The following is a 13,015-nucleotide window of genomic DNA, read 5'->3' as shown; positions in this document are numbered from 1 at the left end:
CAAAAAACATCTATTGGCCTAAAGTCTCCGGCGGATGTCACGGAATTATGGGGCGAAATTAATAAAATAAAAAGAATCTGCTGCTTTCCAAAGAAAGCAACAGATTCTTTTTTTAAGAAAACAGGGAAAGAAATTTTTCCTTTCCCTGTTTTAAAGACTTATGTTAAACAGTAGGTTCGTCAGTACCCCATTGTTTTTTCTCTTTTTTGTGTATTTGCCCATCTGATTTTTTCATTTCACGAACTTTAAGTGAATACCAGATTTGTGCAGCAATACAAATGGAAGAATACATACCTGTAATTAAACCAATCAATAACGCGATTGAAAAGTTTTGAATCGACGGTGCACCTAAAATAAGAAGTGACACAGTAACGATAATAACCGTTAACACTGTGTTAACAGATCGACCCATCGTTTGACGTAATGATTTGTTAACGATATCCGCTAACACTTCACGGTCTTTAATCGTATCATATCGATCTAAGTTTTCACGCATCCGGTCAAACGTAACGATCGTATCATTAATCGAATAACCGACAATCGTCAGTACAGCTGCAATAAACGTAATATCGACTTCTAAGCGCATAAAGCTAAATACAGCAACAATTAAGAATACGTCATGTAGTAACGAGACAATGGCTCCAATACCCATGCGCCATTCGAAACGAACCGCTACATAGATAATGATACCGATAGCCGCAAGAGATAAAGCTTTAATAGCATTTTTCACAAGCTCTTTACCGACAGTTGGGGACACTGTACTTACACCAGGTTCATGACCATATTTTTTGCCCGCTTCTTTTTTGAATTTTAAAATTTCTGCTTGCGATAGATCATCTTTATAACGGATAACCGCAGAGTTGTTCTTTTCACCTGCCAAAACGATATCTTCAGATGAGAAGCCGATGCTATCTAAGTATTTAGATACTTCTTCTTTAGTTAAAGTTTGATCCGCTTCAATTTGAACACGAGTACCACTTTGGAAATCAATACCAAGGTTTAGACGGAATATACCAAGAACCACTAAACCGGCTACAAGGATAGCTAATGAGAATGTATAGAATTTCTTACGGTTGTGTACAAAGTCAAAACGATCAAATTTCGTTGATAAATCTAATGTTCCGATATTTTCATCTAAGCTATGCTGTTTAGATTTGGCAATACCAAACCACGCTGAATTGTTAAAATAGCCACTGTTGACTAGTAAACCTAATAGTACACGAGAACCCCAAACAGCAGTTAAGAAGCTTAGTAAAATACTAATAATTAAAGTTGTTGCAAACCCTTTTACAGAGCTTGTCCCGAATTGGAATAATACAGCAGCTGCTAATAATGTAGTTAGCTGTGCATCAACAATTGCTGATAAAGACTGCTTCGAGCCGATTTGGAATGCTTGTTTAACTGAATAACCTACTCGTAGTTCTTCACGAATACGCTCCGCTGCTAAAATATTCGCATCAACTGCCATCCCTATACCGAGCACGATAGCTGCAATACCCGGAAGTGTTAACACTGCATTAATCCAATCGAATACAACTAATACTAGGAAAGTGAAAATCGCAAGTGTAATAATGGATATAAAGCCAGGTAAACGATAGTAGAATAGCATAAATAAGAATATTATTACTACCCCCACAACACCTGCCAAAATTGTACTTTTCAGTGCTTGGTCACCAAATTGTGCACCTACCGAAGTAGAATAAATTTCATTAAGCTTTACTGGTAGTGCTCCAGCATCTAAAATACCCGCTAGATTTTTTGTTTCTTCAACTGTGAAATTCCCGCTAATCATTACATCTGTTGTATTTAATGTTTGGTTAACTGTTGCTGCAGATGCATAGCGAGGCTTCGCTTTTTGTGATTCAGCTTTATATGAATCAACACCTTCTTCAAAGTCTAACCATACAACGAGTAAATTTTGACCTGCTGGTTTAGCGGCAATTTTACTAGTTATATCAGCAAATTTCTTTCCATCTTTTAATGTTAGGGAAACAATTGGACGATTTTGCTGGTCAAAGGAATCCTTAGCGCCACCTGGCTTTAAGTCATTACCATCCAGCAATATATTGTCATCGACATCACGGAATGTTAAATTTGCAGTTGTAGACAATAGTTTACGTGCTGATTCTTGGTCTTCGACACCCGCTAATTGCACACGAATACGATTTTTGTCTTCAACCTGAATGCTCGGTTCACTTACCCCGATTGCATTTACACGTTGGCTAAGAGCTGTTGCTGTTGCCGACAAAACACCCTGTGTAATTTCTTCTCCCTTGTGTAATTCCTTCACCTCATAAAGAACCTCAAACCCGCCTTGTAAGTCAAGACCTAGCTTAATGTCCTTTAAGACGCCGCCTACAGTCGTACCGATGGTTGCTGTAAAAATAACCATTAGTAGTACGAATGCAACTATACGACTTTTTAGTTTCATTTATAAATCCTCCTCGAATTGTGTAAGGCAATTCCTTACACTACAAACAAGTATAATAGCAAGTCCTTTTGAAACGTTTATTCCTCCTTTTCCTTTAGAATAATGTTGCCTGTGCTTCAAAAAGGTTGCTCTACTTATTTCAATCGTTCATAACGCGCAAATTTATCCCTGTATTTGTATAGGTGTAATCCCTCCAAATTTACAAAAGTTATTAGGAGGTTTTTGAATAAATATACTTATACAAATAAAAAAAGCGCAACACACTCATTATGAAACACGTTGCGCTTGGTGTCAATTCAACACTTTTAGTATTCTTTTATTATTTGACAAATTTCACACTTTCTTCTTAAGTTTTAACCGGACCAAGTAGCATTTTTAACTCTTCCGTATTCAATTCTGTAAACCAATCATTACTTTGTAAAAATTCTACCTGATTAAATGATACGATATCGGACGGTGATACTGAAAAAATAGTGGAGATAATTTCATGTAAACGTAATTGTTCAATATTTTTTTTGCGCCATTTTTTTTCTATACAGAAACGCCATAGCTCTTCTGCTGTAATCGCATCGTATTGATAATGTTTAAACTCTTCCATCTTACTATCAATTGCAGGACGAATTTTTTCAAATAGTTGCTCATACTGCATACTCATTTTGAATCATCTCCAATCAAAGTTGTATCGTAAGACATGTCTGCATACAAATAGTGTAAATGAATTTTTGTGGCTTGAGAAGGGACGGATGGCATGAGTTCTTTTGTACGGGGTACACTATTTTTAATGTTCGTAATTTTTTTATCGAAACTCTTTGGCTTCTTTTATAGAATGCAGTTTATGCGTATCGCTGGTGAAGAGGCAGTCGGCATTTATATGACCGTCTATCCGGCGTTCATTTTCTTCATCTCACTCATTCAACTTGGACTACCTATCGCTGTGGCAAAAATTGTAGCAGAGTTACTAGCAAAAAACAAACGCGAGGGCATCTTTGGTGTTATGCGTACGGCTATACTTTGGTCATTTATTGGAATGATCATCTTTATGCCGATTGTTGCACTTACAATACCATATATTTCGTCTACTCTTTTACATAATGAACAAACAACATTCACGCTTTGGATTGCACTCTTTGCTGTACCAGTGGCAGTTGGTTCTGGATTATTGCGCGCTTATTTACAGGGTATTGCGAAAATTACACCAACAGCTTGGTCTCAAATGATTGAACAAATTATTCGCATTAGCTTCATCACATTTACACTGCCTTTTGTCGCTGCCTATGATAACGCTGCCGTTACAGCAGCCACTGCTATGGGTATTACGCTTCTAGCTGAAGTTGTTGCTTTCTTGTATTTGTGGATGCATTATATTGTCTCAAAGAAAAAATTATTGACACGGAAAAACAAAATCGAGGCTTATCCTGCCTCCCCGATGTTGCGGATTGCCCTTCCTTCTGCAGGAAGCAGGCTATTTGGATCTTTTACTTGGTTTTTAGAGCCGATCATTTTTTTAAAGGCTTTAACAATGGCTGGATTAACGGCCTCCGCAGCAACAATTTTATATGGGGTTATTTCGGGTGTACTAGTCCCACTATTATTATTCCCAGCCTTTGTATCTGCTGCACTTTCGATTGTCCTTATACCGGCTGTTAGTGATGCCGTTGCACGCCAGCATATACCACTCCTACAGGAACGCATTTCTGTATCATTGCGACTATCATCCTTAGTGGGCTGTGTGGCTGCTACGTACTTTTTCGTTCATGGAGACGACTTAGCTATAAAGCTCTTTCACTTACAAGAAAATCGTGGATATGTGAAAATATTGGCCCCAATTTTTTATTTTTATTATATACAAAGTCCATTGCATTCTATATTACAAGCAATCGGTGAGGCTCGTGCAGCAATGATGAACTCCATTTACGGTGGTCTTGGTAAACTCTTTGTTATGTTCGTACTTGCTTCTCAGCCTGGAATACAGGAAAAAGGTGCTGTTGTAGCAATTGGCTTTGGCGTTTTATTAACTTCATTCTTGCATATTGCAACAGTAAGACAGCGCAAAAATTTGCGTGCTGGCTTTAGAATGTTTGTAGTGCCATATAGCTGCTTTATTGCTGTTTGTGTTACTCAGTATTTCCTGATGCAAATTATGCCACTGCCTTTTATTTTAAGTAGCTGTGTAACCTTATTTTTACTATTTACTTTCTTACTATTTACCAATCAGTTGCGCATAACTGATTTGCGCTACCTTCGTAAGCTGGCCAAGAAAGTTTAAGATTCTTTCAGCTGGATATGAAGCCGATCTTCCTCCCAAACACAAAAAAATACAGTGTTACTATCCGTAATATTATTTTTAGCAAGCTCTGCCATTAACCAATCAGTATCTTTATGCAAGACCTTTAAATGCCTATCCTGAATATCACCGTCGATAATAAGTGGGTAAACAAATGCCTTTTCATCTTTTTGGTATACGGACAAATTGCCGGAGGGCTCTAGATAGGCATAAGCAATATCTGTGACGGAAGCATTTCCGTTTTCGCGTAATTGTTGACACAAATCATCTAAATTATAGCGTTGCTTGCGCATTTCACTTTCTAAAATGACACCATCTCTTATAAGCATTACTGGATCACCATCAACTAGGTCACGGAATTTTTTATTTTTGAGTGAAATATATGCAGTTATTATTTGAATGAAAAACAATATGATGATTGGCAAAATTACATTAAATAATGGACTTTCGAAATCATCAAGTGCAAATGCAGCAACCTCAGCCATTAAAATGGATACGACTAAATCTATTACAGACAATTCGCCGACCTCACGTTTACCCATTAAACGAAAAATTATTAGGATAAACACATATAAAAAGCATGTTCTAAAAATAATCGTAAAATATTCTTCCATGCAGTCACCCCCATACAATAAGGTGACCGTATAGGTTACTTTTTATACAAAAAAGCCTTGTCAAAAATGAATTCTGCATTTTGACAAAGCTATAAATATGGTATAAGGCGTTGTCCGCTTTTTGGACAACGCCTTTAAGATTAATTTCGCCTTGGCGCAATTGCGTCCGAATTTTGAATTGTGCAGGCACAATTCATTCCTTTGAAAATCCGTGACATCCGCCGTAGGCTTTAGACCAACGTGATGTTGGTCACTCAGCCGGTGTTACTGTCGCTGTCGCACAAATAACTTGCCACAAGACGTGGCGTTCTTAGACTGAGTTCCTCTATTTCAGTAGGTTTTTGGCATGCCACGGAAAAGGAATCTCTACCCTATTCATCTCATTTTAAGATGCGGAAATTTTCTACTGAAAGAAGATAAATATTAGTTATTTACAATACGTCCGATTGCCTGACGATCAAATTTTACGCGCACATTGTCTGCGATTTTTAATGTTATAGTTGTGTCCTCAATTGAGTCAATCTCACCATGTAAGCCACCGATTGTAATAACTTTATCTCCACGTTGCAAATTAGTCTGCATATTTTGTGTTTCCTGCTGTCTCTTTTTAGCAGGGCGGATTAAAATAAACCACATTGCAACGAACATGATTAAAATCATGATTAAGCCAGAATATTGTTCCATCATTTTTGCCCCCTTTCCAATTCTTAATTAGTATAGACTATTCCACCATAAAAAAGCGACGGACAAGCCCAAAATTTTTCTATATTACTAATATTTTTTCTAAGATAGACAATTTTTTGCTAGAAATATTCACATTTCACACAAATTTACATGACTTTTTACTAATATTAGAAGTTCTTCGCGTTTGGTCCATTAAAGCCGTATTTCTCGAAAAATTCTTCTCGGAAATCACCCAGACGGTCCTCACGTATTGCCTCACGTACTTGTTCCATTAGCTTCAATAGGAAGTGTAAGTTATGATAAGTCGTTAAACGGATACCAAACGTTTCTTCTGTACGGATTAGATGACGAATATATGCGCGTGAATAGTTTTTACATGTATAGCAATCACAGTTAGGATCAATTGGTCCGAAATCACGTGCATATTTTGCATTTTTAACAACTAAACGACCTTCAGATGTCATTAATGTGCCATTACGGGCAATACGTGTTGGTAATACACAGTCAAACATATCAATACCACGAATAGCACCATCGATTAATGAGTCAGGTGAACCGACACCCATTAAATAACGTGGTTTATTCGTTGGCATTAACGGTGTTGTAAACTCTAACACTCGGTTCATAACATCCTTAGGCTCACCAACAGATAGCCCCCCAATTGCATAACCTGGGAAATCTAGCTCTACTAATGCTTCAGCAGAACGACGACGTAACTCCTCGAATTCTCCACCTTGAATGATTCCGAATAGGCCTTGGTCTTCTGGACGTTTATGTGCCTCTTTACAACGTTTAGCCCAACGAGTTGTACGGTCTACTGATTGCAGCATATAGTCATATGTCGCAGGGTAAGGTGGACATTCATCAAAAGCCATCATAATATCTGAGCCTAAATCATTTTGAATTTCCATCGCCTTTTCTGGACTTAAAAACAATTTGTCCCCATTCAAATGATTGCGGAAATGAACCCCTTCTTCTTCGATTTTACGGAATTGACTAAGTGAGAACACTTGGAAACCACCTGAATCTGTTAAAATCGGGCGATCCCAGTTCATAAATTTATGCAAGCCACCCGCTTCCTTAACAATATCATTACCTGGTCGTAGCCATAAATGATACGTATTTGACAGAATAATACCTGCATTCATGTCCTTTAATTCCTCAGGTGACATTGTTTTAACAGTTGCTTGTGTACCAACAGGCATAAAAGCTGGCGTTTCAAAAGAGCCGTGTGGTGTATGCACGATGCCAAGGCGTGCTCCTGTTTGCTTACAAGTATGAAGTAGCTCATAACGAATTGCTGGTTGTGTCATATTATAAAAATTCCTCTCTTATCTAAAGTAAAAACAGTACTCCGATTTTTTCTTTATTCTCCTTTTGGACGAATAAACATAGCATCACCAAAGCTAAAGAAACGATAGTTTTCTTCTACAGCTTGATGATATGCACTTAAAATTGATTCTCTTGTTGCAAGCGTACTAACAAGCATTACAAGGGTAGACTTTGGTAAATGGAAGTTTGTGATTAAACCATCTACAATAGTAAATTCATATCCCGGATAAATGAAAATAGACGTCCAACCTTGTTCTGCTCGCACTTCGCCTTTATATTTAGAGCCGATAGTTTCTAGTGTACGTGTAGAGGTAGTACCAACTGCAATCACTTTTCCACCATTACTCTTTACTCGATTTATGCTAGATGCGGTTTCTTCCGTTACACTATAAAATTCAGCATGCATTTCGTGATTTTCAATTGAATCTACGCTTACAGGACGGAAAGTTCCAAGTCCCACATGTAAAGTGATAAATACAACTTCGACCCCTTTTGCTTTTACTTGCGCTAATAATTCTTCTGTAAAATGCAAGCCTGCAGTTGGTGCTGCAGCCGAGCCACGCTCTTTTGCATAAACGGTTTGGTAACGATCCTTGTCCTCTAATTTTTCACGAATATATGGAGGTAGAGGCATCTCACCAAGTTGCTCTAAAATTTCATAAAAAATCCCATTATATTTAAACTCAAATGTACGCCCACCATGATCAAGCTCTCCTGTACAAGTAGCTGTCAGTAAGCCATCTCCAAATGTTACAACTGTGCCGACTTTTACACGTTTGGCTGGTTTAACAAGTGTTTCCCATTCATCCGTACCTGCCATTTGCTTTAATAGCAGTACTTCTATATGAGCACCCGTTTCCTCTTTAACGCCCATTAAACGCGCTGGTAAGACCCTTGTATCATTTAACACAAGGCAGTCTCCCGCTTGTAGCTCATCTAAAATATGAGCAAAATGATGATGCTCTACATTTTTCGAGCCTGGCGTCACTACCATTAAACGACTAGCTGTACGGTCCAAAAGTGGTGTTTGTGCAATAAGCTCTTCTGGCAATTCAAAATCAAAATCTTCTACACGCATGAAAATACTTCCTTCTTCTAGGTTTGTTGGGGATATTCATATCCAAAATGTTCGTAGGCTGAATGTGTTGCCACACGTCCACGTGGCGTACGCTGTATAAAGCCAATTTGCATCAAATATGGCTCATACACATCTTCAATCGTTACACGTTCCTCGCCTATAGATGCTGCCAGCGTATCTAAGCCTACAGGGCCACCACGGAAGCGCTCAATCATATTGGTCACAAGTTTATGGTCAATATGGTCAAGCCCTCTAGGATCGACTTGTAATAGCTCAAGCGCTTGCTTAGCAAGTCCCTCCGTTATCATACCATCTCCGAGCACCTGTGCATAATCTCGCACTCGTTTTAGCAAACGGTTAGCAATACGGGGTGTACCACGCGAGCGTGTCGCCATTTCAAGCGCTGCTACTTGCTCAATCTCAACATCAAATAAATGCGCACTACGTACAACAATTTCTGCAAGTGACGTATTATCATAATACTCTAACCTCAACAACACGCCAAAGCGATCTCTTAAAGGTGCTGATAATGCGCCAGCTCTTGTTGTTGCACCAACGAGTGTAAATGGCGGTAAATCAAGTCGGACAGAACGCGCTTCAGGGCCTTTACCAACGACAATATCTAAACAAAAATCCTCCATCGCAGGATAAAGCACCTCTTCTATGGCACGAGGCAGGCGATGAATTTCATCGATAAATAGCACATCCCCTGGTTCAAGTGAGCTTAAAATAGCTGCTAAATCTCCAGGACGTTCGATCGCAGGGCCGCTAGTCATGCGCACATTGACATTCATTTCATTGGCAATAACAGCAGCTAATGTAGTTTTACCAAGTCCAGGCGGTCCATATAGCAGCACATGATCTAAACTTTCCTGACGAAGCTTTGCCGCTTCAATGAAAATTTGTAAATTCTCCTTGACCTTATGTTGACCAATGTATTGTGCTAATCTTTGTGGCCGTAAAGATAATTCAAACTGTTCATCATAGCTACCCGCCTCACTAGCAATCATACGTTCAGACATGTACTTCCCCCCCTTTCACTATTTTAACTTTAATAGCAATTGTAAAGCTTGTTTCATAAATGCATCTGTTGTTTCAAGCTTGTCGTTTTCTTCGAGCTGTGGACGTATTTTTTCTAATTCTTTTTCAGAATAACCAAGTGCCATTAAGGCAAGAATAGCTTCTTCAAGCTCATGTTTATATGGATTCACACCAAATAACGGTAGCTCATCTTCTGTACTTGGTAGCTCAATAGTCTCCAACAATCCGCTAAGTTTACCTTTTAAATCTAGAATCATTTGACGTGCCGTTTTCTTACCCACACCAGGGAACTTTACTAAAAATGATTCATCTTCTCGTTCAATGGCACTGATAACCTGTTGCGGGTTCCCAGTAGCTAAAATAGCAAGTGCACCCTTCGGTCCAATTCCTGACACTAAAATAAGTTTACGAAACAGTTCTCGCTGATCTAAATTTGGAAAGCCATATAACACTTGTGCATCCTCACGTACATGCAAGTGAACAAAAATTTGTTGTTCAAGGGCCGATGTCCGGAACGCAAATGGATTTGGTGTATTTAGCTGCCAGCCAATCCCTTGTTGTTCAAGGACGATATACTCAGGAGTTATACGCTTTACTTGTCCTTTTAAATAATCATACATTCTATAATCCCTCACAATCATCGTCTTCGATTATAGCATATTACGAACGAATGCTCGACTATAAGAAATAACACAAGTAGTCGTTCACATAACAAAAATGACCGCCAAAAGACGGTCATTTCTTTATCATTTTATCAATATCGTACCACAATTTTGGCCAATATGTGAGGGCCCGTTTTGTAAATGGCACTAAATAATCTAAAAATACCAGTTGTTGATTTAATGGTAAATCCACTGCAAAAAGCCATTCACGTAATAGCTCATTTGGATATTTTAAACGATGTAGCTTTTTTTTATCTAATCGTTTCAACTCTGGTAGCTCAGCAAATATTTTACCAAGGTCATAATCTACGGCAGGTAATACACGATGTAACCATAAAATGTATTCATCATCAGCTTCCCCAAGGTGAGCCAAATCAAAATCAATTAAACGTAATTCCCCATCTGAGCACCATAAAAAATTATGATGGACGACATCTCCATGTAAAAGCGTTGTTTCTTTTTCAGCTACATCTTCCTGAGCGATTAGCTGTAACGATTTCTCACTATAATGTAAAATTTGATTGATTTCTTCTTTTGTTAAAAATGCACGAAATTCATTCCGTCTGCTTTTAAAACGCATATGACGCATTTGCCATTTTAAAAGCTGTGAATAGGTGTGCAAACCTGGCACCCGCTGCCAAGCAATTTTTTTATGTGTATCATGTAATGTATTTAAGAGCTTTAGTGATTCCTTCCGATCCTTTTTATGTGCAAAATTAGCACTATGACTTCCTTCTTGCCAATCTTGCACGATTAAATACTCATCTTCACTTTTCATTAAAGGTAAGATTAGCGAGGGCTCCAGATGTCCAAGTCGTCGATGTATAACCCTTACCTTTTCCGCTATTTCTATCTGCTTTGCTCGTTTCACAAAATAATTTTTGGATTGATATTTATACTTCCAAATATTAGGTTTTACTTCTTCAATGATATACGCTTTTTCACCATCGATAAGGCGTCATCCCGCCTGGAGAAAAATGCGGTGACATCCATGGTCCTACCGAAGCATGTGGCATATGGCAATGTGACGGACATGGCATTGGGCATGGTGGTGGACATGGCGGTGGACAGTAACATGGGTCCATTTGCCACGTCGGCATCATGACTGGTTGTGCATGACAACCACATGGCTGTTCCATTTCCGGCATTTGCTGATATTCAGGGCTCATAGGGAAGAATGGAGATGTACTAGATTCTAAGAATTCTCCCACCCCAGCAACTTTTTCGCATCCCATTTCACATGATGGTTGCTCTGGCATTGTATACGCCTCAACTTGCGGTTCCATAGGCATTTGCATCGGCATTTGCATTGGCATCGGCCAATACATATGATGATGCACTGGCTGATGGCAGCTTGCACAATGTGGTACCGCTGGCATTTGCGGCATGATAAAAATCGGTTGCGGCATTGGTGCTGGTGGTGGCGCCTCCGGTTGGGCTACGGGCTGTGGTTGAATTTGAATTGGAGATACAGTTTGCTCTACACTTGGCATGACAACGTTTTGATTCCAGCTAAGTTCAACAGGCGCTGGCTGAGGCATCGGCATTGGCATTGGATAAGGAATTGGAATCATCTGTGGTTCTGGCATTGGTGGTGGTGGTACAATAATTGGTGGTGGCGTTGGTCTTTGCACCTCTTTTTCTTTAACGTGCCTTGTAGGTGACTCCTTGTGCATGTGCTCCTTATGCCCTTCTTTATGGGATTCTCTATGGCCATCTCTATGTCCCCCCTCTCTATGTCCTTCTCTATGCATTCCCCAATCTGTTTCTCGATGATGTTCTCTATGTGGTTCTTTGTGTATTTTTTCAGGTAGGATAATTTCCATGCCCGGTACAATATAATCTGGATTAGCAAGATGGGCATTCAGCCGCTTTAAATCTTCAAACGAAACTCCGTACTCTTTCGCAATCTTCCACAATGTGTCTCCCTTTTGGACAATATGAATACGCAATTTTTTCCTCCCTTCCTCTCTTCGTATCATATGTTCAATGTTTCATTTGGATACAAAAATTTCACGCAGTTGGAAATGCTTCATGGTACACTAGTTTTAAGGAAAACTGCTTCCTTTATTACAAGCAGAGGTGATCTCTTATGAAAAAAATGTTAGGCGAAGAACGCCGACTGCAACTCCTAGCACAACTAAAAAAAAGCGCAGCACCTATAACAGGGACGGACCTAGCTAAATTCGCTAATGTTTCTAGACAAGTCATTGTCAATGATATGACATTATTGAAGGCTAGAAATGAACCTATTATTGCAACTAGCCAAGGATATCTTTATATGCATCAGGAACAATTACAGCAAACTGTTGAACGTACAATTCCTTGCTTCCACACTGCTGAGGATGCAGAAGATGAACTTATAACAATAGTTGATTGCGGTGGTACAGTAAAAAACGTTATTGTTGAACACCCAATTTATGGGGAAATTACCGCATCCATTTTGGTTTCTAACCGTCATGAGGTAAAACAATTTATTCAGCGCGTCAATGAAACACAGGCAAGTTATTTATCCGAACTAACAGGTGGTACACATCTACATGTTATTTCTGCTCCTTCTGTTGACATTTTAGATTTAATTGAACTTACTTTACAAAAAAAGGGCTATTTAGTTGTAGATCAATAATTCAACAAACTTTCCTTAGCTGCTGGCTTTCACAAAGACTAGCAGCTTATTGAATTTAAATGGTTTACATGAACGCTCATTTAATATTTATATTGAACTTACTATTGCGATTTCAACAATCAGAACCACCAGTCTAACTGGTGGTTTGCTCTACGCGTGAAACGCTGTGGTACTGGCCCATGTCTAAAGACACATTGAAAGGTCCGCCAACCGCACTCCGTTTTCACGCTACCACTAAAGTGGTTTTATTATCTTCGCTTTTT

12 protein-coding genes are annotated in these 13,015 nt (G+C 38.9%); 2 read left to right on the top strand and 10 right to left on the bottom strand.

Features of this window, described 5'->3' with window-relative positions; all coding sequences use genetic code 11:
* Positions 1-163: 163 nt before the first annotated feature.
* The gene (secDF, locus tag ACIQZA_RS22380) at positions 164-2,431 is read right to left on the bottom strand and encodes a protein translocase subunit SecDF (RefSeq protein WP_402883968.1); all 2,268 of its coding nucleotides are present in this window, start codon (positions 2,429-2,431) and stop codon (positions 164-166) included.
* Between the two features lie 346 nt (positions 2,432-2,777).
* The gene (locus tag ACIQZA_RS22375) at positions 2,778-3,086 is read right to left on the bottom strand and encodes a post-transcriptional regulator (protein WP_142509004.1); all 309 of its coding nucleotides are present in this window, start codon (positions 3,084-3,086) and stop codon (positions 2,778-2,780) included.
* Between the two features lie 93 nt (positions 3,087-3,179).
* On the opposite strand from ACIQZA_RS22375, the gene ACIQZA_RS22370 reads away from it, so the two are divergent.
* Positions 3,180-4,697: a putative polysaccharide biosynthesis protein gene (locus tag ACIQZA_RS22370; RefSeq protein ID WP_142509005.1), complete on the top strand. Its 1,518-nt coding sequence runs from the start codon at positions 3,180-3,182 to the stop codon at positions 4,695-4,697.
* Here the strand turns inward: ACIQZA_RS22370 and ACIQZA_RS22365 are convergent.
* From ACIQZA_RS22365 to ACIQZA_RS22330, 8 genes are all read right to left on the bottom strand, one after another.
* A complete protein-coding gene (locus ACIQZA_RS22365) occupies positions 4,694-5,329 on the bottom strand; it encodes a DUF421 domain-containing protein (RefSeq protein ID WP_142509006.1) in 636 nt (211 codons plus the stop codon). The genes ACIQZA_RS22370 and ACIQZA_RS22365 overlap by 4 nt on opposite strands.
* A 423-nt stretch (positions 5,330-5,752) precedes the next feature.
* A complete protein-coding gene (gene yajC, locus ACIQZA_RS22360) occupies positions 5,753-6,013 on the bottom strand; it encodes a preprotein translocase subunit YajC (RefSeq protein ID WP_142509092.1) in 261 nt (86 codons plus the stop codon).
* A 167-nt stretch (positions 6,014-6,180) separates the two neighbouring features.
* Complete coding sequence (gene tgt, locus ACIQZA_RS22355) at positions 6,181-7,326, bottom strand: tRNA guanosine(34) transglycosylase Tgt (RefSeq protein ID WP_132356976.1); 1,146 nt, start codon at positions 7,324-7,326, stop codon at positions 6,181-6,183.
* Between the two features lie 53 nt (positions 7,327-7,379).
* Positions 7,380-8,423, bottom strand: coding sequence for a tRNA preQ1(34) S-adenosylmethionine ribosyltransferase-isomerase QueA (gene queA / locus ACIQZA_RS22350; protein WP_402883971.1), 1,044 nt, complete (start codon positions 8,421-8,423; stop codon positions 7,380-7,382).
* Positions 8,424-8,440: 17 nt separating this feature from the next.
* Complete coding sequence (ruvB, locus tag ACIQZA_RS22345) at positions 8,441-9,445, bottom strand: Holliday junction branch migration DNA helicase RuvB (RefSeq protein WP_323653310.1); 1,005 nt, start codon at positions 9,443-9,445, stop codon at positions 8,441-8,443.
* 18 nt (positions 9,446-9,463) lie between these two features.
* A complete protein-coding gene (ruvA, locus tag ACIQZA_RS22340) occupies positions 9,464-10,084 on the bottom strand; it encodes a Holliday junction branch migration protein RuvA (RefSeq protein WP_400932953.1) in 621 nt (206 codons plus the stop codon).
* A 115-nt stretch (positions 10,085-10,199) separates the two neighbouring features.
* Complete coding sequence (locus tag ACIQZA_RS22335) at positions 10,200-10,997, bottom strand: phosphotransferase (RefSeq protein WP_402883974.1); 798 nt, start codon at positions 10,995-10,997, stop codon at positions 10,200-10,202.
* A gap of 70 nt (positions 10,998-11,067) precedes the next feature.
* Positions 11,068-12,078 carry a LysM peptidoglycan-binding domain-containing protein gene (locus ACIQZA_RS22330; protein WP_402883976.1) on the bottom strand — a complete coding sequence of 337 codons (1,011 nt, stop codon included), beginning with the start codon at positions 12,076-12,078 and terminating at the stop codon, positions 11,068-11,070.
* Positions 12,079-12,218: 140 nt separating this feature from the next.
* Here ACIQZA_RS22330 and ACIQZA_RS22325 point away from each other — a divergent pair, with 140 nt between their 5' ends.
* On the top strand, positions 12,219-12,752 hold the full coding sequence (locus ACIQZA_RS22325) for a transcription repressor NadR (protein ID WP_400932946.1): 534 nt from the start codon (positions 12,219-12,221) through the stop codon (positions 12,750-12,752).
* Positions 12,753-13,015: the final 263 nt, after the last annotated feature.

Origin of the sequence: Lysinibacillus sp. NPDC096382 (assembly GCF_044762845.1) — a bacterium.
GTDB lineage: Bacteria > Bacillota > Bacilli > Bacillales_A > Planococcaceae > Lysinibacillus.
This window is presented reverse-complemented; position numbering and strand designations above follow the sequence as displayed.

Excerpts from the sequence above, each read along its gene's own strand:
- ACIQZA_RS22370 (WP_142509005.1), top strand. The coding sequence starts at position 3,180 with ATGAGTTCTTTTGTACGGGGTACACTATTTTTAATGTTCGTAATTTTT.
- secDF (WP_402883968.1), bottom strand. The coding sequence starts at position 2,431 with ATGAAACTAAAAAGTCGTATAGTTGCATTCGTACTACTAATGGTTATT.
- ACIQZA_RS22365 (WP_142509006.1), bottom strand. The coding sequence starts at position 5,329 with ATGGAAGAATATTTTACGATTATTTTTAGAACATGCTTTTTATATGTG.
- ACIQZA_RS22375 (WP_142509004.1), bottom strand. The coding sequence starts at position 3,086 with ATGAGTATGCAGTATGAGCAACTATTTGAAAAAATTCGTCCTGCAATT.
- queA (WP_402883971.1), bottom strand. The coding sequence starts at position 8,423 with ATGCGTGTAGAAGATTTTGATTTTGAATTGCCAGAAGAGCTTATTGCA.
- tgt (WP_132356976.1), bottom strand. The coding sequence starts at position 7,326 with ATGACACAACCAGCAATTCGTTATGAGCTACTTCATACTTGTAAGCAA.
- ruvB (WP_323653310.1), bottom strand. The coding sequence starts at position 9,445 with ATGTCTGAACGTATGATTGCTAGTGAGGCGGGTAGCTATGATGAACAG.
- ACIQZA_RS22325 (WP_400932946.1), top strand. The coding sequence starts at position 12,219 with ATGAAAAAAATGTTAGGCGAAGAACGCCGACTGCAACTCCTAGCACAA.
- ruvA (WP_400932953.1), bottom strand. The coding sequence starts at position 10,084 with ATGTATGATTATTTAAAAGGACAAGTAAAGCGTATAACTCCTGAGTAT.
- yajC (WP_142509092.1), bottom strand. The coding sequence starts at position 6,013 with ATGGAACAATATTCTGGCTTAATCATGATTTTAATCATGTTCGTTGCA.